Here is a 24,253-nt window from a genome sequence, read left to right as displayed (position 1 = left end):
TTGGGTCAGGCGGGCGCGGTTCGCCTCGATGCCGTCGACGCAGTTGATCCGCAGCGTCTGGCAGGCGTAGGTCATCCACTGCAGGCTCTGCATGACCGAGTGGGTGATCACGGGCTCGAACGCGTTGAGCTGCAGCTGCCCGGCCTCGGCGGCCATCGTGACCGTGACGTCGGCCCCGGCCACCGAGAACGCGACCTGGTTGACCACCTCGGGGATCACCGGGTTCACCTTGCCCGGCATGATCGACGACCCGGCCTGGCGCGGCGGCAGCGTGATCTCGCTGATGCCGGCCTGCGGGCCCGACGACAGCAGTCGCAGGTCGTTGCAGATCTTCGACAACTTGATCGCGCTGCGCTTCAGGGCGCCGCTCAACGTCATGAAGACGCCCGTGTCGCTCGTCGCCTCGATGAGGTCGGGGGCGGTGACGAGGTCCATGCCCGAGAGCGTGCTGAGGTGGCGGCGGACGGCGTCTGCGTAGAGCGGGTCGGCCGTGATGCCCGTGCCGATGGCCGTGGCCCCGAGGTTGATCTCGCCGAGCAACGGCACCACGTCGCGCAGTCGCTGGACGTCTTCGGCCAGGGTGTGCGCGAAGCCCGTGAACTCTTGCCCGAGGGTCATGGGCACGGCGTCCTGCAGCTGGGTGCGACCGACCTTCAGCACGTCGTGGAACTCGGCGCCCTTGGCGGCGAACGAGTCGGCGAGCAGGTCGAGCTCGACGAGGAGGCGGCGCAGGGTGAGCACCATCGCGATCTTGATCGAGGTGGGGTAGGTGTCGTTGGTGCTCTGGCTGCGGTTGACGTCGTCGATCGGGTGCAGGTGGCGGTACTCGCCCTTGGCGTGGCCGAGCAGCTCGAGGGCGCGGTTGGCGATGACCTCGTTGCTGTTCATGTTCGTCGACGTGCCGGCACCGCCCTGGATGACCCCCACGGCGAACTGGTCGTGCAGCGCGCCGCCGCGGATCTCTTCGCAGGCGCGTTCGATGGCCTCGGCCTTGACCGGGTCGAGGACACCGATCTCGACGTTGGCGCGGGCCGCCGCCTGCTTCACGAGCGCGAGAGCGGTGACGAGGTCGGGGTAGACCGAGATCGGCCGCTGCGAGATCGGGAAGTTCTCGAGCGCCCGGGCGGTGTGGATGCCCCAGTAGACGTCGGCGGGGACCTCTCGGCTGCCCAGCGAATCGGTCTCGGTGCGGGTCGGTGCTGCTGTCTCGGTCGTCACTTGTGGTGCGCCTCCGTCGTCAGTCGGGGCCCGGTCGTCGTCGACCGGACGCTTCCGTCGACCCTACCGGCGGGACGGCGGAAGGGTCCCTCCCGGGGAGGCGCGGCTCGGTCGCCCGGGACGAGCCCGCCCCGGGGGACGAGACGACCCGAGAGGGCCGGTCAGCGGTGGAAGCCCGGGACGATCAGGTAGATGCCGTACAGCACGCCGAGGGCGCAGACCACGAAGCAGGCGTACCCGGCAGCGGTGCGGACGGGCGTCCGGCCCTCGACGGTCAGGAGGCGCAGGCCGAACGAGTAGAGCGAGACGAGGGCGGCGGCGGAGAAGAGCGCGACGAGCGCCACCACGACGAAGGCGGACCAGTCGATCATCAGCGCACCTCGTCATCGGCCGGCGCCGTGCCGCGGGGGGCGGGGACGGGCTCAGGTGGGTCGTCCATCCGGACGAAGGGGGCCTCGACGCCGGACGCCGGGGTGTCGACGCGGCCCTTGCGGACGGCTCGCCGGGCACGACGACGCGAGAGCACCGAGGTGGCCGCGACGTCGACCTCGATGGCCGAGCCCTGGTCGTGCGGTCGACGGCGGGAGAGGACGAAGATGCCGGCGATGACGACCGCGCCGACGACGGCGTCGATCACGAGTCCCGTGACGCCCAGCGTGGCGATGAGCGCCGCGACGGCACCGACGGCCGCCGAGGCGGGCAGCGTGATGAACCAGGCCACGACGATCTTGCCGGCCGTGCCCCACTGGATCTTCGAGCCGCGGCGTCCGAGGCCGGCGCCGATGATCGATCCGCTCGCGACCTGCGTCGTCGACAAGGCGAAGCCCAGGTGGCTCGAGGCCAACACGGTCGCGGTGGTCGACGCCTCGGCCGAGAAGCCCTGCGTGGGCTTGACCTCGGTGAGGCCGCCGCCCATCGTCTGGATGATGCGCCAGCCGCCCGTGTACGTGCCCAGCGCGATGGCGAAGGCGCAGACCACGACGACCCAGAAGGGCGGGCCGGAGTCGGGCGTGAGCAGCCCGCCCGCGATGAGCGTGAGCGTGATGACGCCCATGGTCTTCTGCGCGTCGTTCGTGCCGTGTGCCAGGGCGACGAGGGACGACGTGAAGATCTGGCCGTAGCGGAAGCCGCCCCGCTCGCTCTTGTCGTCACGGCGTCGGGTGATCGTGTAGGCGAGACGCGTGGCGGTGTACCCCACGACGCCGGCGATCAACGGCGCGAGCAGGGCGGGCAGCACGACCTTCGACAACACGACGCCGAAGTCCACCGACCCCATGCCGGCACCGACGATCGCCGCGCCGATCAACCCGCCGAACAGGGCGTGCGACGAGCTGGACGGCAATCCGCGCAGCCATGTGAACATGTTCCAGACGACGGCGCCGATGAGGCCGGCGAAGATCATCTCGGGGGTGATCTGCACCCCGCCGTCGCCCTCACGGATGATGCCGCCCGAGACGGTCCTGGCGACCTCGGTGCTGAGGAACGCCCCGACCAGGTTGAGGATCGCGGCCACCGTGACGGCGACCTTGGGCTTCATCGCTCCGGTCGCGATCGGTGTCGCCATGGCGTTGGCCGTGTCGTGGAACCCGTTCGTGAAGTCGAAGAAGAGAGCCAGCGCGATGACCAGGACGACGATGAGAGTGATGTCCACCGGCCTGAGTGTCACAGCTGGGTGGACGCGGGTCAACTCGGCGGTGACCTGCGGGGTACATCCCGGTGAACGATGGGTGACGCCGGCCGTCGCACCGGCGGGGGAACGCCTCACACGTGCGGCACGAAGTCCTGCCAGGCCCGTCGCCGTTCGCCCCGAGGATCGTGCTCGACACGGTCGCGGGCGTCGATGATGAGGGTGCGCCTCCGGTGTGGGTCGTAGGTCGGCCAGTCGGCGACCGCCCCGGTGCGGACGAACTCGAGCCAGCGCGAGCGCGTCCGCGCGGCCGTCCGCAGGAAGGCCCGGCGGCCGCCCAGCAGGCTCATCGCCCAGCCGAACGCGGAGCCCATGCGGTCGTAGATCGCCCAGAGCTCGAGACCGTGGAACGCGTCGACCCCGGCCGCGCGCAGGATGCGCGTCGTCGCGTCGAACCGGTAGAACCGGACCGGCTGGTGCAGCGCGTGCCGCTCGGCCACCTTGACGCTCGGGAACCAGAACGCGTAGTCGCCGCCGAAGTCGAGGGCGGCCGGGCGGGCGGGCAGTCCCGGGTAGTGCTTCTTGATCGCCTTCCGCGCCTTCTTCTCGGTCGCGGCGAAGATGGCCCGGATGCGCGGCTTGGTCGTGGCGAGGATGTCGCGGCGGCCGGTGAACACCGAACCCTCGCGGTCGTTCGTGCCGATGATCAGCGGCACCGGGTGGGCGCGTCCCGCCTTGAAGGCGTCGAGCGGACGCTCGGGCAGGAAGTCGCCGTCGATGACCGGACTGAAGCAGATCGTGCCCGGGTCCTCGTCCGGGGTGCGCAGTTGCAGCCGGCTGGCGGCTCGGACGATCGCCGTCGTCGGCGCGTCGGCGAGCAAGGCGGCCGCGTCGTCCACGCTCGTGGACTCGAGGTCGTCGTCGTCCAGGTCGTGCGCCAGCAGCTCGAGGAACTCCCCCGCCCACCGCTGCGTCACGTCCGGCGGGTAGATCGCGTTCGGCGGTGCGCTCTGCGCGACGACCCCGCGGAAGAGGCCGCGGGCGCGCGGCACCGTCATGAGGGTCGTCACGGCGTTGCCACCGGAGCTCTCGCCCGACACGGTCACGCGGTCGGGGTCGCCGCCGAACGCGGCGACGTTGTCGCGGACCCATTCGAGGGCGGCGACCTGGTCGCGCAGCCCGAGGTTGCTGTCGAACGGGCGCTCCGGGGTCGCCCAGTGGCTGAAGTCGAGGTAGCCGAAGGCGCCCAGACGGTAGTTGAGGCTGACGTACACGATGCCGCCCTCGCGGACGAGCGCCTCGCCCTGTCTCGGGAACTCGCGCGACGACCCCACGCTGTACGCGCCTCCGTGGACGAACACGAGCACGGGCAGCGCGTCTCCCGGCGTGGTTCCGTCGGGCGTGATCACGTTGACCGTCAGGCAGTCCTCGCTGAGTGGCGTGGCGGCGTCCACGCCGACGAACTGCACGCGGTCCTGGGGGGCGGCGGGGCCGAACCGTCCGGCGTCGCGGACGCCCGTCCACGCCGCGGGCGGCTCGGGGGCCCGGAACCGGAGGCGCCCCACGGGTGGTGCGGCGAAGGGGATGCCGCGCCAGGCGAGCACGCCGCGCTCCCGCACGCCGCGGACCTCGCCCGAGCGGGTGCTGCGGACGAGGTCGGGGGCCGGGACGGTCGCCCGGGGCTGTGCGGTCACGGAGCGATGCTACGGGTGGTCGGACGGTCGCTCGGGGCCGTTCACCCGACGTTCTCCTAGGGGGCGCCTGGGAGGATGGTCGGAACTCTGCAGTCGATGCACATGACTCGGCTGCCCCGACGACAGGACGGAGCCCGGCTCACATGGAACTCGGCGAGCTGCTGATCATCTTGACCGGGTCGCTCGTCGTGACCGCCTTCGCCCGCTGGCGGGGCCTGCCCGCCCCCCTGCTGACGGTGGGCATCGCCCTGCTCGTGTCGTTGATCCCCGGCGTGCCCGACATCGAGATCGACTCCGAGGTCATCCTGACCGTGGTCCTCCCGCCGCTGCTCTACTCGGCCGCCCTCGACGTCTCGCTGCTGAACTTCCGCGAGAGCCGCGTGCAGATCGCCCGGCTGGGGGTCGGTGCCGTGATCGTGACGGCCTTCGCCGTCGGGGGCGTCGCCTACGTCATGATCCCCGACATGACCCTTCCGGCCGCCCTCCTCGTCGGGGCGGTGGTCGCGCCTCCCGACGCCGTGTCGGCGGCCGCCATCGGCCGCAAGCTCGGGTTGCCCCGCAAGGTGATGACCGTGCTCTCGGGCGAGAGCCTGATCAACGACGCCGCGTCGCTCACCCTGGTCAAGGTGTTCCTGGCGATCGTGGGCGGTGCCAGCCTCACGCTCTGGGACGACCTCGGCATCTTCGGCCTCGCGATCGGCGTCGGCGTCGCGGTCGGTCTGACCCTGGGCTTCGTCGCCCACCGGGTGCGGATGCGGATCGACGACCCCGTGGTCGAGAACGTCATCGGCCTGCTGCTGCCGTTCATCGCGTACATCGCCGCCGAAGAGCTGAGCGGCTCCGGCGTGCTCGCCGTCGTGGCCGCAGGCCTCTACGTCGGCTTCAACTCACCCCGCACGGGCTACGCGACCCGGCTGCAGGAGCGCCCGTTCTGGTCGGCCGCCGACGTCGTGCTCGAGGGCTTCGTCTTCGCGCTGATCGGCCTCCAGCTGCGGGCCGTCGTGATCGACGTCAGCGAGAGCGAGCGTGGCCTCGGACAGAGCGTCGGCGTCGCCCTCGCGGTCCTCGCCGTGGTCGTCCTCGTGCGCCCGGTCTTCGTGTTCGGCACGTACTACGCAGCCCGCGCCGGCCGGTACCTCTTCCTCTCGACGGTCCTGCGGAAGCTCCGACGGGTGCCGGCGCTCCGGCGGCTGCGGCGAGCGCCGGCGCTGCGCACGGTGCGTTACCACCCGCAACCCCGCATGGACTGGCCACAGCTGAGCGTCATCTCGTGGACCGGCATGCGGGGCGTGGTCACCCTCGCCGCCGCCGTGTCGATCCCGGCGGTGACCGAGTCGACCATCCCCGTGCCGGCGCGCGACACGATGTTCCTCATCGCGTTCATCGTCACGGTCGGCACCCTGCTGCTGCAGGGGCTCACGTTGCCGGTCGTCATCCGGGTGCTCGGCGTCCGCGACGACACGCAACGCGACCGCGACCTCGCCGCAGAGCTGGCGGTCTTCGCGACGAGCACGGACGAGACCATGGCCTACGTCGCCGAGCGTCGCGCCGAGTGGGAGAAACGGTGGGGGCCCGAGCTCACGGAGCGCGCGGTGCAGCTCTCGACGACCCGACTGCTGCGACAGAACGAGGCGCTGCAACGCACGGCCCTCGACGACGCAGACGAACGGGACGTCTCGGGGGCCACCGCCGCCCAGCGCGCCCGCCGTCGTGCGGCACCCCAGGCGCTCGGCTCGATCCGGCGCGAGCTGCTCGCCAAGCGACGCGAGGTGGTGCTGCGCGAGCGGGATGCCGGCGCCCTGGACGAGGAGGTCATGAGGCGGGTGCTGCTCGGGCTCGACGCCGAGGAGCTCGCCATGGACACCTCGGCCTTCACGAGCACGAGGTCGTGACGCCCGCGCGGCGTATCGTGAGCGGCACCGGCGGCGAGACGGGAACACGACCGAGAGCAGGAGGGCACGGCACCGTGGCGACCACGACGAACCAGACGACCACGGACGACGCGGGCGGGCCGCCGAAGCCCGAGCCCGGTCGGTACCGCCGCTGGTACTCGACCCTCCACCCGTCGTTGCAGCTGATCGGCCTGCAGCTCTGGCTGCCGCTGTTCTTCATCGTCGGCTTCTGCCTCTGCTACATCGCGGCTTTCCACGCCCCCCACCCGCACGACGTCCCCGTCGCGGTCGTCGGGTCCTCGTCGGCCGCCGCCGATCTGCAGACGGGCCTCGACGACGCCCGCCCCGGCGTGATCGACGTCCGCGCCTACGGCTCCGCCGCCGAGGCCGAGGAGGCGGTGCTCGCCGGACGGGTCGCCGTGGCCTACGACCCGGCCGACACCACGATCTACACCGCGAGCGCCCACCAGTACCAGGTCGCCGCCCTCATCCCGGCGACGATCACCCCCGTGCTCGAGGCCCAGGGGGTCACGCCCACCGTCACCGACCTGGCCCCCCTGCCCGCGAACGACGAGTACGGCACCGTGTCGATGTACCTCATGCTCTCGTGGTGCATCGGCGGCTACATGGTGGCGATGTTCATCGGGCTGATGGGCGCGCCGCTCCGCCACCGCACCCGGATGACCGTCATCGGTGTCGGCGGCGGCGTGATCTCGCTCGTGACGAACGTCCTCGCGGGGCCCGTGATCGGCGCCGTCGACGGGCACTTCGTGCCGCTCTTCCTCATCGCCTGGGCCTGGATCATCGCGATCGGCCTCGCGGTCAACGGCATCAGCTACTTCGTCGGACGGTTCGTCGCCCTGCCCGCCATGATCGTCTTCGTCTTCCTGTCCATGCCGTCGTCCGGCGCCGCCTACCCGGCGTGGTTCATGCCCCAACCGTTCGCCTGGCTCAACGCCGTCGTCGTCGGCAGCGGCATCACCGAGATGCTCAAACGGGTGCTCTACGGCGTCGGCCCCGGATACGGCCGCGGCGTGACGATGATGCTCTGCTACGCCGCCCTCGGCGTCGTGCTGATGATCGTCGGCAAGCGCTGGTGGGAGAACCGTCGCATCGCGCGCATCGTGTCGGGTCGCACCACGATGTTCGCCGACGCCCAGAACGCGAACCGCGAGTTCCTCGTCGCCGAGCGCGACGAGGTGCTCTCCCGCCACGGCCTCGTGGCGACGGACACGGGCACCATCAACACGATCCCCGAGGACGAGCGCGGCGATCTCGGTGACGACGGGGAGCGGGGCGACATGTTCCTCGGCGCACCCGGCGGGCTCGAGAACGACGAACTCTCGACGCGACCCGTGCGGGTCGTACCGAGCGACCGGGCCGGGTCGGCGCACCCCGCGCGCGACTCCGGTGCGGCGCGCTGAGGCGGTACCCTCGACGCTCGTGACCACGAACACCCTGCACCGTCTGCTCGTCACCCTCGTCGTCCTGCTGCTCGTCGCGGCCGGGACGCTCTACGTGCTCTCGGTCACGCTGGCACCACAGGGTGGTCCCGACGTCGCGGCACGCTTCGTCGGCTACGCCTGGATCGCGGTCGTCGGCGCCGTGCTCACGGGTGTCGTCGACTTCTTCGTGCGGGCGGGGCTGTCCCGCACCAGGACTCGACGCGGGCGCTGACCCCGGGCGGGTGAGGTACCGGTCTCAGACGAGTCGGGCCTCGGCGGCCGACGCCCGTCGTTCGGCCAGCTCGTTCGCGGCGAGGCGTTCGATGCGGTGCCATCGCGCGGCCGTGGCGGCCATGCCCGCGACGAGGGCGACCACGCCGAGGCTCGAGAGTGCCCACAGGACGCCGCCGAACGTCGCTCCGACCACGACGGCGACGAGGCCGAGGGCCCAGGCGACCGCGGGCAGCCACAGCGGCAACGACAGGTGGCGGGGCGCCGTGGCGGTGCCGGCCGCGCTCCGGACCGTGGTCGTGGTCAGGCCGTCGTAGCTGGTCATGTCGCTCCCCGTGAGATCCGTCCGACGGCGGGGGTGTCCCCCGAGATCCGTCTCGGGTCCGACCCTAAGCGGGGCGCGCCGCCGCCGCGCCCCCCTCTGCGAGGGCCATGCGCCAGGGCCGGACGACCTCAGGGACCGGCGTGGCCGGCGGGCAGCGGGGCGTCGGAGGCCACCGTCGCGAGGTCGGCCGCGAACACGAACGTCCGAGCCACCCGTCCCCCGGCGAGCACCCCGGGCAGCCAGCGCGACGCGTCGTCCCACATCTCGTCCAGGGGCAGGTCGTCGAGGTCGAACCACCGCGGCACCAGCTCGTCGCTCTCGGCCGGTTCGCCGCGCCACGCGGTGACGACGAAGACCGTCGACCGCTGGCTCCAGCTCTCGCGGTGCGGGAAGAGGTACAGCAGGTCGCCCCGCCGGTCGAGGTCGGACGGGAGCACCTCGACGCCGCTCTCCTCCGCGATCTCGCGGACCACCGCCTCCTCGACCCCCTCGCCCGGCTCGAGCTTGCCGCCGAGGCCGACCCAGTGCCCCGTGCCGAGTCCACGCTTCTTGCGACCCAGCAGCACCTGGGTGCGGCCCTCGTGTTCCCGCAACAGGTAGGCGACGCAGACGCGGTAGACCGGCATGACGGCAGGCTATCGGCTGCCGTCATGCCGGGAGGACGGACGGCCGGAGGCGCGGGGCGCGTCCCCGGGAACGGCTCGGCGGCTCGCGCGTAGGCTCGTCGGCATGTCCGAAGCACGATCGAGCGGGAGGCGACGCCCCGGGCCGGAGTTCCGCGGCGCCGGTCGCAGCCTCGAGGTGCTGCGCGCCGAGGCGCACGACGAGCTCTCCGCCCTCATCGAACTGCGCTGCCGCAACGGCGAGGACCCCTGGGACGTCATCCCCGGGCTGCCCACCGTCGACGAGCAGGTCGTCATCTCGCTGCGGGCCGACGCCCTCGGCACCGACGGCGTGCCGACCGCGACGGGGCTCGGGCTCGCCGACGAACTCGGCTACCTGCGCACCATCGCGTTGTGGCACCCCGAGCTGTCGCGGGCCGTCTGGTCGCTCATGGGTCGGCTCGACGACGCCTCCCGCTGACCGACGCTCCCCCGCCCCGCCTGTCGGTGGTGCGTCGTAGCGTGTGGCCATGAGCTGGTGGGACGTCGTGACGGTGACCGTGGGTGCCTTCGTGGGTGCCGGGGCGGCGTTCGCGTCGAACCTGCTCGTGCGTCTGATCGAATCGCGGCGGCGCGAGGCGTCCGCCCTCAACGAGCTGATCACCGAGATCCACTTCCGGCGCGTGCTGCGCCGGGTGGCGCCGAGGCTCAGCCCCAACCCCCGCGCCCTCGACCCCGTCTACGAGCAGGCGCGCCATTCGATCTCGGCCCTGCGGGGTGAGATCCGGCGGGCCCGGCGAGCACTCCGCCCCCGCTCGTCGGCCCTGCCCGTGCTCAACGAGATGACGCTCGCCTGCAACACGTTCCTCGACGACAGCGACGACGCTCCCGAGCGCTACCGCCTACACCTCATGCAGCTGCACGCCCGGCTCAACGCCTCGGTGAGGCGGCTGCGGTCCGACCGCCGGTCCATCTCCGACCTCGAACCCGGCGAGGCGCACCTCGGCGCCACCGTCCAGGGCTTGACCGCGCCGACCACCGCCTTGCCGGTCGACGACTGACCGCCGGGCCGGGCGGTGACCCGCGTCGGGGCCGGCGGTCGACCGACGACCCGACCGGACGTCGCCGAGGAGGCGCGGGTACCGTCCCCGACATGAGCGACCGCGACGAGACCACGACTCCCCACACCTCGGAACCCCGCGACGACGCGTCCGCCGCGACCGACCCGGCCGGCCACGACGTCGACGCGACGTACACCGTCCCCGGGACGCACTCCGAGTCGGCGGCGGAGAAGGCCGGCACCCCCGAGCAGGCGATCGACGAGGCCCGCGAGGGCGAGGCCCCCGACCCGGCCGACGTCCACGTCGCCTCGGACGAGTACCCCGAGGTACCGGCCTTCGGCGGAATCACCGCGAGCGACCGCTCGATCTGAGCCGCCGTTAGGCTCGGGTGATGGCCTCCGTTCCTGCTCCCCGCGCCCCCCAGAAGCCCGTCACCCGCTCGCACCACGGTCACGACTTCGTCGACGACTACGAGTGGCTCCGCGCCAAGGACGATCCCGAGGTCGTCGCGCACCTCGAGGCCGAGAACGCGCACACCGAGGCCGAGACGGCCCACCTCGCCGATCTGCGGCAGACGGTCTTCGACGAGATCAAGGGCCGGGTGCAAGAGACCGACCTGGGCGTCCCGGTCCGTGAGGGTTCGTGGTGGTACTACTCGCGCACGGCCGAGGGGCAGCAGTACGGCATCCACTGCCGCGCACCGATCGCCGGGCCCGACGACTGGACTCCCCCGTCGATCGAGGCGGGCGAGGCTGCCGAGGGCGAGCAGGTGCTGCTCGACGGCAACGCCGAGGCCGAGGGGCACGACTTCTTCTCCATCGGCAGCTTCGACGTCTCGCCCGACGGCTCCCTGCTCGCCTACGCGGTCGACGTCGAGGGCGACGAGCGCTACACGCTGCGCATCCGCGACCTGACGACCGGCCGCGATCTCGACGACGTGGTCACCGGCACGGCCGCCGGCGCCCTGTTCGACGCCACCGGTCGCTACGTCTTCTACCCCACCGTCGACGAGTCCTGGCGGCCCGACACCATCTGGCGTCACGAGGTCGGGCAGCCCGGCGAGGACGTCACGGTGTTCACCGAGACCGACGACCGCTACTGGATCGGGGTGGGCCTCACCCGCAGCCGCCAGTACCTCGTCGTCGACGTCGGATCGAAGATCACGAGCGAGACCTGGCTGCTCGACGCGGCCGACCCGACCGGCGAGTTCCGGGTCGTCTGGCCGCGTCGCGAGGGCGTCGAGTACGACGTCGAACACGCGATCGTCGCGGGCAGCGACCGCCTGTTGATCGTCCACAACGACGGCGCCGAGAACTTCGAGCTCGTCGACGTGCCGGCCGACGACCCCACCTCGACGACCGACCGCCGCGTGATCGTCGAGCACCGCGCCTCCGTCCGGCTCGAGTCCGTCGACGCGTTCTCCGGCCACCTCGTGGTCGAGTACCGCCGCGACGCGCTGCCGCGGTTCGCGGTCGTGCCGCTCGGTCCCGACGGCTACGGCGAGGTCACCGAGGTCGGCTTCGACGAGCCGCTGTTCGCCGCCGGCGCGGGCGGCAACCCCGAGTTCGACCAGCCGACCGTCCGCTTCGGCTACACCTCGTTCGTCACGCCGTCGACGGTCTACGACCTCGACGTCCGCACCGGCGAGCGTCACCTGCTCAAGCGCCAGAACGTCCTCGGCGGCTACGACCCGGCCGACTACGACCAGGCCCGCGAGTGGGCCACGGCGGCCGACGGCACCCGCGTGCCCGTGTCGCTCGTCTGGCGTCGTGACGCCGTCCCCGCCGAGGGGCCCTCACCGGTGCACCTCTACGGCTACGGCTCGTACGAGCACAGCATCGACCCGGGCTTCAGCGTCGCCCGCCTGTCGTTGCTCGACCGCGGCGTCGTGTTCGCCGTGGCGCACGTCCGCGGCGGCGGCGAGCTGGGACGCTCCTGGTACGAGGACGGCAAGACGCTCACCAAGAAGAACACCTTCACCGACTTCGTCGCAGTAGCCGACCACCTGATCGCCGAGGGCCGCACGACCCCCGAGCTGATGGTGGCCGAGGGCGGCAGCGCGGGCGGCCTGCTGATGGGCGCGGTGGCGAACATCGCCCCCGACCGGTTCGCCGGGATCGTCGCGGCCGTCCCGTTCGTCGACGCGCTGACGAGCATCCTCGACCCCGACCTGCCGCTCACCGTGATCGAGTGGGACGAGTGGGGCGACCCCCTGCACGACGCCGACGTCTACGAGTACATGCGCGGTTACAGCCCGTACGAGAACGTGCGCGACGACGTGACCTACCCGCGCATCCTCGCCGTGACCTCGATCAACGACACCCGGGTGCTCTACGTCGAACCCGCCAAGTGGGTGGCACGGCTGCGCGAGGTCGACGCCCCGGTGCTGCTCAAGACCGAGATGTCGGCCGGGCACGGAGGCGTCAGCGGTCGGTACGAGTCGTGGCGCGAGCGGGCGTTCGAGATCGCGTGGATCCTCGACGTCCTCGGGCGGGCCTGACGCGCGTGGACCACGTCGCGCTGCTGCGGGGCATCAACGTCGGCACGGCCAAGCGGGTGGCCATGGCCGACCTGCGGCGCGTGGCCGCCGACCTCGGCTTCGAACGCCCCGAGACGTTGCTGAACAGCGGCAACCTGGTGTTCGGGGCCTCGTCGCGGCTCGGTGCCGACGACGCGGCCGGGCTCCGGGCGGCGATCGCCCGGGCCACCGGCGTCGACGCCGACCTGGTGCTGCTCGACGCCGTGCGCTTCACGCGGCTGGCCGTGGCCAACCCGCTCCGACGCGACGGCGGCGACGGGCACGACGGGCACGACGGCGAAGCCGGCGGCGAAGACGACAGCGAAGGGCACGGCGGTCGCGACGGCCGCGAGGGGCACGAGGGGCGCGAGCCGACGTTGCTGTCGGTGGCGTTCGCCGAGGTGCCGGGCGCGCTCGACGGGGTCGCGCCTCCTGACGTCGACCTGGGCGACGAAGAACTGGTCGTCGCGCCGGACGTCGTCTACCAGTGGCTGCCGGCGGGCGTCATCGCCTCGCGGGTTCCCGCCGCCTGGTGGCGCGGACTGCCTACCCCGGTCACGGCCCGCAACGACGCCACCGTCCGCAAGCTGCAAGCCGTGCTCGCCCGCCGCACCCCCTGACCCCATCCCTGCCGGCCTCGCCCCGAGTGCCTGCCTGCCTGCCTGCCTGCCTGCCTGCCTGTGCAAATCGCGACCACCCGGCGACGACACGCCGCTCATGTCTCCCTGAGCACGGCGTGTCGGGCGGCAGATGTCGGGTTCGGCCCGCCGCCCGAAGGAGGCGCGGTCGGGTTCGGCCCGCCGCCGGAAGAAGGCGCGGTCGGGTTCGGCCCGCCGCCCGAGGGAAGCGACCCGACCGTCCTGACCCGCCCGGCGTCGGCGGGCCCGACCGACGACGGGCGAGTCCGACGGATGTGGGCGGGCACGATCGACCGTCCGCCACGGACACGCCCGTGTTCGGCGTCCGGCACGGTCGGGTTCGGCCCATTCTCCGCCCTCTGCCCCTGGCCTCCGGTCTCCGGCCTCTGCGGTCAGAGCCGTCGGGCAGCGCGGCGGAAGCGGCGGAGGGCGTCCTCGGCCCCGCGCGCCTCCAGGGTCGCCAGCACGCCGTAGCCGAAGGCATCCTCGCCGGACCGATGGGCGAACGACGCGACCTCGCGCACCGTCCTCACCGCGGCCAGGGCGTCCCGGTGCTCGCCGAGGGCGTCCTGCACGGCTTCGGCGCGGCGGGCGCGGCCGCGACCCGACCCGCGGCGGACCCGGTCGGCATCGAGGGCGTACCGCAGCCGTCGGGCGGCCTTCCGGGCGTCGTGCAGGGCCGAGACCGCCGCCGCTCCGTTCTCGAGGTCCGTCGCGTCCAGTGCCGCGAGCCCGGCCCGGACGGCCCGCTTCGTCCGCTTCCGCTCGGCCCGCAGCCGTGCGGCGGAGAGCTCGGCCGCCGGGTCCGCCGCGTGCGTGCCCGTCGCCGGGGCCGCCACGAGCGCGTCGACCGCGTCCAGCAGGTCGAACCAGGCTCCCGAGTCGAGCAGGCGACGCACGTCACCGACGGCCTCGTCGAGCCGTTCGCCGAGCCGGGCGTCGATCCGCCCCGTGGCCTGGGCGGCCACGAACCCCGCCGGAGCCGAGGAGGCGCGGGTCGCCACCCGGCCACGCGCCACCTCGACGTCCCGAGCGACCCCTGAGACCTGGCCGACGTGGCGGGCACCCGCCACGACGGTCGCGGCGAGCGCGGGGTCGAGGACGCCGTCCCACACGGTCAGCAGGGCGCGCAGTCGACGAATCGTGGTCCGTAGCCGATGGACGGCCTCCGGCCGGCCGTCGCGCACGGCGGCGTCGACCGCGAGCAGCTCGTCACGGAGTCCCGACGCGGCGGACGCCACGAAAGCCGCGGCCGACTTCTTCTTCGGGGCCGGGGCAGGGGCAGGGGCCCCGGCAGGCACGACCGTCGAGGCGGCCCCGCCCGCGCCTTCGCCCGTCACCGACGGCCCTGCCGACTCCGAGCCCAGTCCTCGGGCCAGCTTCGACTTCGACGACGACACCGACGCCCCGGCCGACTCGAGTCGCTCGGCGACGGCGTCGAGCAGCCGCTCGCCCTCGTCGCCGTCGACGCCCGGCGCGAGCTCGACCTCCCACTCGCGCCAGGTGCGCAGCACGCCCGTGTCGGGGTTCGACGCCCGCACGACGTCGTCGGCGAGTTCGGCCAGCCGGCGGCCCGAGCCGTCGAGCAGGCGGGTCACGGTGCGCGTCGTCTCGAGTCGCAGCACGGGGTGCACGGGCCGGCCCCGCAGCCGTGCCTCGACCAGCCGCCGGAGGGCGTCCGGCACGGGCTCGTCGGGTTCGCCGAGCGGCCAGTGCACCTCGCGGCGCCCGGACGTGCCGGCCGACGGCGGCAGCTTGAGGTGCCAACCGGCGTCGCCACCGCCCTCGCGCCTCCTGAGGGTGGTCCGGGCCCCGAGCAGCGTGTGGTCGACGGTGTCCCAGTAGGTCGCGGCGAGTTCGACCGGGTCGTCGTGCCCGACGACGTCGACGACCGGGGCCCCGGCGGTGCCACCGCCCACCCCGGCCAGGTCGGGCACCCGGGCGCTCTCGTGGACGTCGTACTTGCGCTCGATCTCGGTCTGTTCGGTGCGGCGCGGGGATGCGGTGCTCATCACTCCGTTGTAGTCGAGGGGCTGGTGGGCCGCTCCCGGACCCCGCCGGGCGGCCCGGCGTAGGGTCGTCGCATGAGCGATGTGGCACCGATTCTTGCCGGATGGATGGCGCGACAGCGCTGGTACGCGACCAAGGGACGGACGCCCACGCTGCGGGTGATCGGCTCGTTCGAGGCCGAGGTGGACGACGCCCTCACCATGACGCTGCTCATCATCGACGAGGCGGCGGACGTCCCCGTCCTGTACCAGGTGCCCCTCGTCAGCCGGGCGACGCCCCTGCCCGGCGGCGACTCGGCCTTCATCGGCTCGGCCGACGGACGCTACCTCTACGACGGCCCCCACGACCCGGCCTACGCCCGTGAGTTGCTGCGCACCATGTCCGCCGAGGCGCACGTCGCGGGTGCCGACGTCACGGTCGACGGCACGTGCATCGTCGACCCCGGGCAGGTGCGTCGCTCGCGCGTGCTCTCGGGCGAGCAGTCGAACACGTCCATCGTCTACGACGTCGAAGGTGGTCCCGTCGACCAGGTCATCGCGAAGGTCTTCCGGGTGCTGCACCACGGCGACAACCCGGACGTCACCACCCAGGCCGCCCTGACCCGGGGCGGGTCGACGCACGTCCCCTCGTCGTTCGGCTCGCTGCGGGCGACCTGGCCCGACGTCGGACGCGAGGGCGGAACGGCCACCGGCCACCTCGCCTTCTCCCAGGAGTTCCTGCCCGGCCTCGACGACGCCTGGCGCGTGGCCCTGACGGCCGCGGCCGAGGGCACCGACTTCACGGCCGAGGCCCACGCGCTCGGCGTGGCCGTGGCCGAGGTGCACGCCACCCTCGCCACCGACCTCGGCACGGTGCCCGCCGGCGACGACGAGATCGCCGGGGCCCTGACGAGCATGCGGCGGCGCATCACGACCGCGGCGCGCGAGGTACCGCAGATCGCCGAGCACGCCGACGCGATCGGAGGGGTCTACGACGCGGCCGAGCACCTGCACTGGCCCGACCTGCAACGCATCCACGGCGACCTGCACCTCGGTCAGGCCCTGCTCTCGCCCGAGCGCGGCTGGATGCTCATCGACTTCGAGGGCGAGCCCCTGCGGCCGATGCCCGAGCGCTCGCGCCCCGACCTGCCGATCCGTGACATCGCGGGCATGCTGCGGTCCTTCGACTACGTGGCCGGCTCGCTCGCGCAAGAGGACGTGCCGATCGACGCGAAGGCCTGGGCGCACGACGCCCGCCGCGCGTTCGTCGACGGGTACGTCGCCTCGTCCGGTGTCGACGTCCGAGCCGCCCGCGCCCTGCTCGACGCGTTCGAGATCGACAAGGCCGTGTACGAGGCGATCTACGAGAGCCGCAACCGGCCGGACTGGATCGACATCCCGCTCACGGCCGTCGCCCGGCTGGCCGCGCGCAGAGCTCCCGCCGCGGGCTGAGCCGGGCGGGCAGGGTCGCGAGGTGTCCTGCCCGTGACGCACCGCGCCTCCTGACCACTCGAGAGCGAGGACGCAGGAGGCGCGGCGACGGCTTCAGGGACGGGGCACGTTTCGCAGGTTCGACCGCGCCATGGCCACGGCCTCGCCCGCGCCGCCGTTCATGACGATCTTCGACATGGCGAGCGAGAAGCCCTTCACCTGGGCGCCCGTGATCGTCGGGGGCAGCGACAGCGCCTTCGGGTCGGTCGCGATGTCGACGAGCGCCGGACCGTCGTGTTCGAAGGCTGCCTCGTAGGCCGCCCGGAGGTCGCGAGGGTCGTCGACGTGGACGGCGTGGATGCCGATGGCGCGCGCCACCGCGGCGTAGTCCGTGTAGGGCACGTCGACGCCGAAGTCGGGGAATCCGTCGACGAGCATCTCGAGCTTGACGAGGCCCAACGTCGAGTTGTTGAAGACCACGATCTTGACCGGCAGCTGGTACATCTGCGCCGTGACGAGCTCGCCCATCAGCATCGACAACCCGCCGTCGCCCGAGATCGAGACGACCTGGCGGTCGGGGTACGCCATCTGCGCCCCGAGGGCGTGCGGCAGGGCGTTGGCCATCGAGCCGTGCAGGTACGAGCCGAAGATGCGCCGGCGCGGGGTCGGGGTGACGTAGCGCGCGGCCCAGACGTTGCCCATGCCCGTGTCGGCCGTGAAGATCGCGTTGTCGGCGGCGACCTCGTCGAGCAGCGAGGCCGCGTACTCCGGGTGGATCGGCCGCATCTTCTCGACGTTCTTCGTGTAGGCCCCGACCGCACCCGTCATCAGCTTCTCGTGCTTCTTGAGCGTCTTGTCGAGGAACTTCCGGTTCTTCTTGCGGGTCACGAGCGGCATGAGCGCCCGGAGGGTCGGGGCGATCGCGCCGTGCACGGGCACCTGCACGTCGGCGCGACGGCCGATGACGGCGGCGTCGACGTCGACCTGCGCGATGGTCACCTTCGAGGCATCCGGCAGGAACTGCGGGTACGGGAAGTCGGTCCCGAGCAGCACGAGCAGATCGGCGTCGTGGATGCCGGCGTGGGCGGCCCCGTAGCCGAGCAGGCCGGTCATGCCGACGTCGAACGGGTTGTCGTACTGGATGACGTCCTTGCCGCGCAGACTGTGCCCGATCGGGGCGGCCACGACGTCGGCCAGCGCGATGATCTCGTCGTGCGACCCGCGGCCGCCCTCGCCGACGAAGAACGCGACGGTGTCGGCCTGGTTGATCGCGTCGGCCAGGGCCTGCACGTCGTGCCGATCCGGCACGAGCTCGGGCGGACGGACGCTGACGTACGCGGGCACCTTGCCGCCCGCGTCGAGCTCGGCGATGTCGCCCGGCAGCGTGATGACGCTGACGCCCTCGCCCGCCAGGGTGTGCCGGATCGCGCTGGCGACCACCATCGGTGACTGCTCGGCCGTCGAGATCATCTCGCTGTAGCCCGAGCACTCGACGAAGAGGCGGTCGGGGTGGGTCTCCTGGAAGTAGTCCGAGCCGATCATCGTGCTCGGGATGTGGCTCGCGATGGCCAGTACCTTTGCACGGCTGCGGTTGGCGTCGTACAGGCCGTTGATCAGGTGCAGGTTGCCCGGCCCGCACGACCCGGCGCAGACGGCGAGCTCGCCGCTCATCTGGGCGTCGCCCGAGGCCATGAACGCCGCGGCCTCCTCGTTGCGGACGTGGATCCAGTCGATCCCGCCTTTCGCCGACCCACCGGTGCGACGCACGGCGTCGACGATCGGGTTCAGGCTGTCGCCGACGATGCCGTAGATGCGCCGGACCCCGGCGGTGACGAGCTGGGCGATGATCTGGTCGGCGACCGTGTCTGCCATGGTGTTCCCTTCGTGGTGCGTGCTGGTTCGCCTCCCAGCCAACTCCCCCGGCGCTCACCGCCGACCGGGCTTAGCCTGGGGCCATGAGCGACATCGCGAGCACGTACGTCCCCGAGTCCGGCAGCATCACCATGTTCAGCACCTCGTGGTGCGGCTACTGCGCCCGACTCAAGCAGCAGCTCGGCAAGCAGGGCATCGCCTTCACCGAGGTCAACATCGAAGAGGTGCCGGGCACGGCCGAGATCGTCGAGAAGGCCAACGGCGGCAACCAGACCGTGCCGACGATCATCTACCCCGACGGCTCGACGGCCACGAACCCGTCGCTCGCCGACGTCCAGGCCAAGCTCGGTCTCTGACGCCGTCGTGGGCCCGACCGGCACGACCGCCTCGGCACGTCGCCCCCTGCGGCTGCTGATCCTCGGCGGCACCGCCTGGCTCGGTCGGACGATCGTCGAGGCGGCCCTCGCCGGCGGCCACGACGTCACGTGTCTCGCCCGCGGGTCGTCCGGCGGCGTCCCCGACGGCGCGACGTTCGTCCGGGCCGACCGCCGCACGCCCGGGGCGTACGATCCCGTGCTCGAGGGCGGACAGCGCTGGGACGCGGTCGTCGACCTGAGCCGCGACGCGTCGCACGTGCGTGACGCGGTCTCGGTGCTCGAGCCGGCCAGCGCCTCCTTCGTCTTCGTCTCGAGCGTCAGCGTCTACGCCGACACCGCGACCACCGGGGCGGACGAGACGGCGGCCCTCGTCGACGCCGACGAGTCGGACTACGGCGGGTCGAAGGTCGCAGGTGAGCGCGCCGTCGTCGAGGCCTTCGGGGCCGATCGGTCGCTGCTCGTCCGGGCGGGCCTCATCGGCGGACCGGGCGACCACACCGGGCGCACGGGGTGGTGGCCGGTCCGCTTCGCCCGGGCTGCCGCGTCCACGGAGCCCGACCCCGTACTCGTGCCCGACGTGCCCGGTCTCGACGTGCAGCCGATCGACGTCCGGGACCTGGCGGGCTGGATCGTCGCGTCCCTCGAGCGAGGTGTCTCGGGGACGTTCGACGCGGTGGGTGATCGGCAGTCGCTGGCCGACCACCTCGCGGTGGCCCGCCGAGTCGCCGGCCACACGGGCGAGGTCGTCCCGGTCGACGAGGCCTGGCTCGACGCTCACGGGGTCGGGCCGTGGGCCGGACCCCGGTCGATGCCCCTCTGGGTGCCCGTCGCCACGCACGCGGGCTTCGGCGCCCGGTCAGGAGGCGCGGGCCGGGCCACGGGCCTCGTGCCGCGCCCCGTGGACGAGACGCTGCGCGACGTCCTCGCGTGGGAGCTCTCGCGTCCCGGCGCGGCCGGTCCCCACGGTGCGGGGCTAGAGCCCGACGACGAACGCGACCTGCTCGCCGCCGCCCGCGACCGCTGAGGACATCAGTCACGGCACGTCATCCCGGATCGTGCCACCCGGGGATGCAGGAACGGGCGAGTCCGTGTCGAACGGTCCGTCTCGACGGACCGTCGGGCACGAACCCGCCCGTTCTGCCGACGCTGAGGTCAGTTCTGTGCCGGCGGGGCGAAGAACTCGATCTGGTTGCCGTCGGGGTCCTTGATCATCAGTGCGTGGCCGAAATCGACGTCCTGCAGGTCGGACTCGATGCCGACCGACGTGGCGTGCTCCTGCCAGGCGACGACGCCGGCGCGGTCGGTCACGGCGAGACCGATGTGGTCGAGCCCGGGGACGGTCGGGTCGAAGGCCGCGGACGAGCCGTCGGTGTAGGCCGTCACCCCGAGGATCTGGCCGTTGCCGACGGAGAAGATGCGGCGGTCGAGGCCGTCGAGCTCGATGCGGCCGACCGGGCCGGCACCGAGCAGCTTCTCGTAGAAGGCGAGGCTCGCGTCGAGGTCGGAGACGGTGATGGCGACGTGGGCGTAGCCGGAGAGATCGGGCATGGAGTGCTCCTTCGGTGGTCGGGTGTTCTCCGACCCACCGAACTCGCCTCGACTGAGAACGGCCTCTCGTCCCGCGCCCCGCCGTCCCCCGCATCCCTCCACAGGGTCGGGAGATCCGATCCCGGAGTCCGCTCGCGCCCGAGACGATCGACGCGTGACCACCGACGAACGAGACCTTCGTTCCCTCCTCATCCGCTCGCGGTTCGACGATCCGTCGGAACGCCGAGCCCACGCGCGTGGCGAACTCGTGCGTGTCGCGCCCGGACGCTACGTCGAGTCGGCGGTCTGGCGGGGCCTGCGCCGCGAGGAACGCCACGCCGTCCGAACGGCGGCCGCGGTCGGCCGGATGCGTGACGCGGTCGTCGTCTCCCACACCTCGGCGGCCGCGGTGTGGGGCATGCCTGTGCTCGGCCCGCCGCTCGCCCGCGTCTCGACGACCGACCCGGCGCGCGCCCGGACCCACACGGGTGCGCACGTGACCAGACATGCGGCACCGCTGCTCTCGGACGAGATCACCCCTCATCGGGGTCTCCTCGTGACCACGCCGGCCCGGACGGCCGTGGACGTCGCTCTGAGCGGGACACGCAGCCAGGCCGTGGCCGTCCTCGACCACTGCCTGCGACGTCGGTTGTGCACGCTGGCCGAGTACCAGGCGTGCCTGCTGGGACGAGACCGTGTCCGGGGCTCGACCCGCGCCTCCTGGGTCGCCGAGTTCGCCAGCCCCCTGGCCGGTTCCGCCGGTGAATCGGTCTACCGGGTCGCCCTGGACGGTCTCGGATTCCCGGCACCCCGTCTCCAGGAACGGCACGTCGACGACGAAGGGCTCATCGGGTTCACCGATTTCGGGTGGGAGGCCTACGGCGTGTACGACGAGTTCGACGGCTTCGTGAAGTACCTCGACCGCGAGATGCGGCACGGGCTGACGGCGGAGGAGATCGTGGTCCTCGAGAAGGTCCGTGAAGACCGGCTGAGGGGGCTGCCCTACGTGAACCGGGTGACACGAACCGTCTGGCGCGATCTCGCGCGTCCGCAGCGGATCGTCACACGGCTCGAGCGAGCCGGCCTCCCGCGCGTCCACACCGCGAATCGTGCACGGCACCGTGACTAGTCGGGGTGCCGTGCACGAAACGCGGTGCGTCGAGGTGCGGCGGTGTGTCGCGGTGCCGTGCACGAAACGCGGTGTGTCGCGGTGCGGTGGGGTGAGGGCGGGTCAGGCCTCGAGGGCGTCGGTGAGCAGGGCGACCAGGGCCGAGAGCTGCACGTCGACGGAGTCGACGACCTCGGAGTCGTCGCCGTCGAGAGCGCGGGCGGCGAGGCCGGCCTTGCTGTCGATCAGTTCGGCGATCTTCGTGTCGATCGTCTGCGCCGCGATGACGCGCCACGCCGTGACCGGCTCGGCTTGGCCGATGCGGTGCACGCGGTCGATGGCCTGCGTCTGCTCGGCATCCGTCCACGACAACTCGGCCAGTACGACGTTCGAGGCGACCTGCAGGTTGAGCCCGACGCCGGCCGCGGTCAGCGAGCAGACGACGACCTCGACCTCGGGATCGTTCACGAACGCGTCGATCTGACGCTGGCGCACGGCCGGGGTCTGGTCCCCGCGGATCGACGAGTACTTGATGCCGCGCTTGGCGAAGGTGGCCTCGGCGACGTCCATGACGTCGATGTGCTTGGCGAAGAACACCACCTTGCCGACGTTGCGGGCGAGCTGGGCGGTGTAGTCGGCGGCCAGGCCGGCCTTGGCCTGACCGATGCGGCGCACCATGCTGAAGACGTTCTCGCCCGTGCTCGACGCGCTGGCGTCCTCGAGCTCCCACTTGGCGACCTGGCGGACGAGGTCGTGGTCGATGCCCTCGACGCGGACGCCCGACGTGCGGGTGGTGAGCGCGGTGCGGTACTTCTGCACCATGCGGCGGGCCAGCTCGCGCTCGGCGTCGCGGATGGACCGGCCCACCTCGTCGTCGAGCTCGACCGGCAGGTCGGCGATGCGACGGGCGGGGATGTCGGAGGCGACGTCGACCTTCTTGCGGCGGACGATGCCGAGATCGATCACGATCTCGCGGGCCGACGAGAAGAACCCGGGATCGGCAGGGGTCAGCCCGACCTCTTCGAGGCGTTCCATCAACTCGGCAGCGGGCTTCTTGTCGCCGATCCAGCCCAGGAACTCCCAGATGGCGCGGAAGTCCTCGATGTCGTTGATCAGCGGGGTGCCGGTCAACGCCATGAGCAGGGGGTGCGCGGTACGCGACCGGATGCGCTGGGCGAGCTGCAGCACGTGGCGCGACCGCTGCGACTCCTTGTTCTTGATGAAATGGGCCTCGTCGACGATCATGCCCTTGAAGCCGAGGTCGCCGAGCCAGCCGACGTGACGGTCGAGCACCTCGTAGTTGACGATGACCACGTCGGCGAAGGCGTCGAGCTTCTCGCCGTCGCCATGGATGACGGTCGCCGTGCGCGTCGGCGTCCACAGCTGGACCTCGCGGGCCCAGTTCGTCTTGACGACGTTCGGCACGACGACGAGCAGCGGGTACGCGGCGGCCGCCTGGGCGGCCAGCAGGGCCTGGGCGGTCTTGCCGAGGCCCGGCTCGTCGGCGAGCAGGTAGGTGCGGTGGCCTTGGCGGGCGGACTCGACGAGCTGCGCCTGGTGGTGCATCAGCGTGGCGCCCGCAGGAGCGTCGACCGTGGTGGGCTCGGGCAGCGGCATGCAGGCCGAGCCGCCGCCGGCGCCGTACTCGAAGGACTTGAACAGGGGGCCGAAGAGCTCCCAGTTGGCGAGGCGACGCGGGTGCGCCTCGCGGGCGACCTCGGCGAGGGCGAAGTCGGGCGGCAGGAACGGGTTCGCCAGCTGTCGCGAGATGACCGACTGCGGGACGACCTGTCGCTCGGAGGTCGGCACCACCGGCGCGGCCTCGGTGACGATGATCTGCTGCTCGGGCTCGAGTTCGAGCCCGGCCGACATCTGCATGTCGCGCTTGAGGGTCTTGGCCGCCTCGCTGACCGTCGCCGCGTCACCCAGCAGCGTGATCAACGACGTGTCGCGGGCGGCGGTCTTGGCGAGGATCTGGGCGACGCCGTCCAGCCGCTTCATCTGCTCGGCGCGCTCGGACTCGCTGATGGCCTTGTCGACCTTGACCCGGGCGCGTTCTTCGCGCATGAGCAGGGCGATGACCTGGAACTTGGTGCGGCTCGAGGGCTTGACCTGACCGCGTTGCGCGGCGGCCTCGACCTCGCGCACCGCGCGGGCGAGGACGGGGATCAGCCCGTCGTTGTCGACCTCGCGGCGACGGTTCGGACGCTGGGCGGTGCGGGTACCACCCGATTGACGCTGGCCTGGTCGAGCCAAGGCTCCTCCTCGTGGTCGACGCGGGGCGTCGACGGTGCTGTGCCGCCATGTCGGCGGTGGGTGCTGCGCGGGGCACCGAGAGGCTCGGCGACCCGGACGGACGACGACCGAGACGGTCACGCCGGATGCGTGCGGGGCGGGGTGCCGCGCGGTGGACAGCTGTACCGGCTTCGCGACGGGCGACCTTCGTGGCGGGCAGTCCGACGACGGCGCGTGCCCCGAAGCCCCGTCACGCCGAGGTGTCGACTCGCACCGGAGGAGGCGCGGACCGGAGAACACCCGGGCGGTGAAGCTGGGGACAGTTTACGCGTACGACGCGCCGGTACGCCACCAGCGCCTCCTCGTGTCTCGACGGCCTGTCGCGGCCGGCCCGTCGCGGCCGCTCGGCCGCCTCGGTCCGTCGCGGCGGGTCGGCGGCCCGTCAGCCGCGACGACGCAGGCCG

22 protein-coding genes are annotated in these 24,253 nt (G+C 72.3%); 12 read left to right on the top strand and 10 right to left on the bottom strand.

What is annotated here, in order from left to right:
* From SZ60_RS12620 to SZ60_RS12605, 4 genes are all read right to left on the bottom strand, one after another.
* The coding region (locus SZ60_RS12620; RefSeq protein ID WP_043596443.1) for an aspartate ammonia-lyase at positions 1-1,218 on the bottom strand (1,218 nt) is incomplete at its 3' end.
* Between the two features lie 161 nt (positions 1,219-1,379).
* Positions 1,380-1,589 carry a hypothetical protein gene (locus tag SZ60_RS12615; RefSeq protein ID WP_043596441.1) on the bottom strand — a complete coding sequence of 70 codons (210 nt, stop codon included), beginning with the start codon at positions 1,587-1,589 and terminating at the stop codon, positions 1,380-1,382.
* A complete protein-coding gene (locus SZ60_RS12610) occupies positions 1,589-2,869 on the bottom strand; it encodes an inorganic phosphate transporter (protein ID WP_082060131.1) in 1,281 nt (426 codons plus the stop codon). Before SZ60_RS12610 ends, SZ60_RS12615 begins: the two co-directional genes overlap by 1 nt.
* Before the next feature lie 110 nt (positions 2,870-2,979).
* Positions 2,980-4,539 carry a carboxylesterase/lipase family protein gene (locus tag SZ60_RS12605; RefSeq protein ID WP_043596440.1) on the bottom strand — a complete coding sequence of 520 codons (1,560 nt, stop codon included), beginning with the start codon at positions 4,537-4,539 and terminating at the stop codon, positions 2,980-2,982.
* A 143-nt stretch (positions 4,540-4,682) separates the two neighbouring features.
* Here SZ60_RS12605 and SZ60_RS12600 point away from each other — a divergent pair, with 143 nt between their 5' ends.
* The 3 genes from SZ60_RS12600 to SZ60_RS12590 all read left to right on the top strand — a co-directional run bounded on the left by SZ60_RS12600 (position 4,683) and on the right by SZ60_RS12590 (position 8,108).
* Positions 4,683-6,431 carry a sodium:proton antiporter gene (locus SZ60_RS12600; protein ID WP_043596438.1) on the top strand — a complete coding sequence of 583 codons (1,749 nt, stop codon included), beginning with the start codon at positions 4,683-4,685 and terminating at the stop codon, positions 6,429-6,431.
* 74 nt (positions 6,432-6,505) lie between these two features.
* The gene (locus SZ60_RS12595; RefSeq protein WP_052505385.1) at positions 6,506-7,855 is read left to right on the top strand and encodes an ABC transporter permease; all 1,350 of its coding nucleotides are present in this window, start codon (positions 6,506-6,508) and stop codon (positions 7,853-7,855) included.
* A 19-nt stretch (positions 7,856-7,874) separates the two neighbouring features.
* Positions 7,875-8,108, top strand: coding sequence for a hypothetical protein (locus SZ60_RS12590; protein WP_043596437.1), 234 nt, complete (start codon positions 7,875-7,877; stop codon positions 8,106-8,108).
* A 24-nt stretch (positions 8,109-8,132) separates the two neighbouring features.
* Here SZ60_RS12590 and SZ60_RS12585 read toward each other — a convergent pair whose 3' ends face one another.
* Together SZ60_RS12585 and SZ60_RS12580 are read right to left on the bottom strand one after the other, a co-directional pair.
* Complete coding sequence (locus SZ60_RS12585) at positions 8,133-8,432, bottom strand: hypothetical protein (RefSeq protein ID WP_043596436.1); 300 nt, start codon at positions 8,430-8,432, stop codon at positions 8,133-8,135.
* A 128-nt stretch (positions 8,433-8,560) separates the two neighbouring features.
* The gene (locus SZ60_RS12580; RefSeq protein ID WP_043596434.1) at positions 8,561-9,058 is read right to left on the bottom strand and encodes an 8-oxo-dGTP diphosphatase; all 498 of its coding nucleotides are present in this window, start codon (positions 9,056-9,058) and stop codon (positions 8,561-8,563) included.
* Positions 9,059-9,161: 103 nt separating this feature from the next.
* Between SZ60_RS12580 and SZ60_RS12575 the strand changes: the two genes are divergently transcribed.
* The 5 genes from SZ60_RS12575 (at position 9,162) to SZ60_RS16610 (ending at position 13,233) form a co-directional block, all read left to right on the top strand.
* Complete coding sequence (locus SZ60_RS12575) at positions 9,162-9,515, top strand: hypothetical protein (protein ID WP_043596433.1); 354 nt, start codon at positions 9,162-9,164, stop codon at positions 9,513-9,515.
* A 49-nt stretch (positions 9,516-9,564) separates the two neighbouring features.
* Positions 9,565-10,095, top strand: a complete 531-nt coding sequence (locus SZ60_RS12570) for a hypothetical protein (RefSeq protein WP_043596432.1) — start codon at positions 9,565-9,567, stop codon at positions 10,093-10,095.
* 92 nt (positions 10,096-10,187) lie between these two features.
* Positions 10,188-10,466: a hypothetical protein gene (locus tag SZ60_RS12565; protein WP_043596430.1), complete on the top strand. Its 279-nt coding sequence runs from the start codon at positions 10,188-10,190 to the stop codon at positions 10,464-10,466.
* A gap of 20 nt (positions 10,467-10,486) precedes the next feature.
* A complete protein-coding gene (locus tag SZ60_RS12560) occupies positions 10,487-12,595 on the top strand; it encodes a S9 family peptidase (protein ID WP_043596429.1) in 2,109 nt (702 codons plus the stop codon).
* Positions 12,596-12,600: 5 nt separating this feature from the next.
* Positions 12,601-13,233: a DUF1697 domain-containing protein gene (locus SZ60_RS16610; protein WP_052505384.1), complete on the top strand. Its 633-nt coding sequence runs from the start codon at positions 12,601-12,603 to the stop codon at positions 13,231-13,233.
* A 410-nt stretch (positions 13,234-13,643) separates the two neighbouring features.
* Here SZ60_RS16610 and SZ60_RS12550 read toward each other — a convergent pair whose 3' ends face one another.
* Positions 13,644-15,263, bottom strand: coding sequence for a CYTH and CHAD domain-containing protein (locus SZ60_RS12550; protein WP_043596426.1), 1,620 nt, complete (start codon positions 15,261-15,263; stop codon positions 13,644-13,646).
* Between the two features lie 72 nt (positions 15,264-15,335).
* On the opposite strand from SZ60_RS12550, the gene SZ60_RS12545 reads away from it, so the two are divergent.
* Positions 15,336-16,691: a hypothetical protein gene (locus tag SZ60_RS12545; protein ID WP_043596424.1), complete on the top strand. Its 1,356-nt coding sequence runs from the start codon at positions 15,336-15,338 to the stop codon at positions 16,689-16,691.
* Between the two features lie 93 nt (positions 16,692-16,784).
* Here the strand turns inward: SZ60_RS12545 and SZ60_RS12540 are convergent, their stop codons facing one another.
* On the bottom strand, positions 16,785-18,542 hold the full coding sequence (locus SZ60_RS12540) for a pyruvate dehydrogenase (RefSeq protein WP_043596423.1): 1,758 nt from the start codon (positions 18,540-18,542) through the stop codon (positions 16,785-16,787).
* Between the two features lie 83 nt (positions 18,543-18,625).
* Here SZ60_RS12540 and SZ60_RS12535 point away from each other — a divergent pair, with 83 nt between their 5' ends.
* The gene (locus SZ60_RS12535) at positions 18,626-18,898 is read left to right on the top strand and encodes a mycoredoxin (protein WP_043596421.1); all 273 of its coding nucleotides are present in this window, start codon (positions 18,626-18,628) and stop codon (positions 18,896-18,898) included.
* A 7-nt stretch (positions 18,899-18,905) separates the two neighbouring features.
* Positions 18,906-19,943 carry an NAD-dependent epimerase/dehydratase family protein gene (locus SZ60_RS12530; protein ID WP_231567161.1) on the top strand — a complete coding sequence of 346 codons (1,038 nt, stop codon included), beginning with the start codon at positions 18,906-18,908 and terminating at the stop codon, positions 19,941-19,943.
* 128 nt (positions 19,944-20,071) lie between these two features.
* On the opposite strand, the gene SZ60_RS12525 is transcribed toward SZ60_RS12530, so the two are convergent.
* Entirely contained in the window at positions 20,072-20,467 is a 396-nt protein-coding gene (locus SZ60_RS12525) for a VOC family protein (RefSeq protein WP_043596420.1), read from the bottom strand.
* A 154-nt stretch (positions 20,468-20,621) separates the two neighbouring features.
* Between SZ60_RS12525 and SZ60_RS12520 the strand changes: the two genes are divergently transcribed.
* Positions 20,622-21,575 (top strand): hypothetical protein, encoded by a 954-nt coding sequence (locus SZ60_RS12520; protein ID WP_052505383.1) that lies wholly within the window; start codon positions 20,622-20,624, stop codon positions 21,573-21,575.
* Between the two features lie 102 nt (positions 21,576-21,677).
* Here the strand turns inward: SZ60_RS12520 and SZ60_RS12515 are convergent, their stop codons facing one another.
* Positions 21,678-23,810 (bottom strand): DEAD/DEAH box helicase, encoded by a 2,133-nt coding sequence (locus SZ60_RS12515; protein ID WP_043596418.1) that lies wholly within the window; start codon positions 23,808-23,810, stop codon positions 21,678-21,680.
* Between the last annotated feature and the right edge of the window lie 443 nt (positions 23,811-24,253).

Source organism: Frigoribacterium sp. MEB024, from assembly GCF_000878135.1.
GTDB lineage: Bacteria > Actinomycetota > Actinomycetes > Actinomycetales > Microbacteriaceae > Frigoribacterium.
The sequence above is the reverse complement of the archived record's forward strand: the minus strand, read 5'-3'. Positions and strand labels throughout refer to the sequence as shown.

What these genes read in the sequence shown, in the direction of transcription:
- SZ60_RS12560 (WP_043596429.1), top strand. Translation starts at nt 10,487, where the DNA reads ATGGCCTCCGTTCCTGCTCCCCGCGCCCCCCAGAAGCCCGTCACCCGC.
- SZ60_RS12565 (WP_043596430.1), top strand. Translation starts at nt 10,188, where the DNA reads ATGAGCGACCGCGACGAGACCACGACTCCCCACACCTCGGAACCCCGC.
- SZ60_RS12600 (WP_043596438.1), top strand. Translation starts at nt 4,683, where the DNA reads ATGGAACTCGGCGAGCTGCTGATCATCTTGACCGGGTCGCTCGTCGTG.
- SZ60_RS12575 (WP_043596433.1), top strand. Translation starts at nt 9,162, where the DNA reads ATGTCCGAAGCACGATCGAGCGGGAGGCGACGCCCCGGGCCGGAGTTC.
- SZ60_RS12570 (WP_043596432.1), top strand. Translation starts at nt 9,565, where the DNA reads ATGAGCTGGTGGGACGTCGTGACGGTGACCGTGGGTGCCTTCGTGGGT.
- SZ60_RS12585 (WP_043596436.1), bottom strand. Translation starts at nt 8,432, where the DNA reads ATGACCAGCTACGACGGCCTGACCACGACCACGGTCCGGAGCGCGGCC.
- SZ60_RS12525 (WP_043596420.1), bottom strand. Translation starts at nt 20,467, where the DNA reads ATGCCCGATCTCTCCGGCTACGCCCACGTCGCCATCACCGTCTCCGAC.
- SZ60_RS12535 (WP_043596421.1), top strand. Translation starts at nt 18,626, where the DNA reads ATGAGCGACATCGCGAGCACGTACGTCCCCGAGTCCGGCAGCATCACC.
- SZ60_RS12550 (WP_043596426.1), bottom strand. Translation starts at nt 15,263, where the DNA reads ATGAGCACCGCATCCCCGCGCCGCACCGAACAGACCGAGATCGAGCGC.
- SZ60_RS12580 (WP_043596434.1), bottom strand. Translation starts at nt 9,058, where the DNA reads ATGCCGGTCTACCGCGTCTGCGTCGCCTACCTGTTGCGGGAACACGAG.
- SZ60_RS12615 (WP_043596441.1), bottom strand. Translation starts at nt 1,589, where the DNA reads ATGATCGACTGGTCCGCCTTCGTCGTGGTGGCGCTCGTCGCGCTCTTC.
- SZ60_RS12545 (WP_043596424.1), top strand. Translation starts at nt 15,336, where the DNA reads ATGAGCGATGTGGCACCGATTCTTGCCGGATGGATGGCGCGACAGCGC.
- SZ60_RS12540 (WP_043596423.1), bottom strand. Translation starts at nt 18,542, where the DNA reads ATGGCAGACACGGTCGCCGACCAGATCATCGCCCAGCTCGTCACCGCC.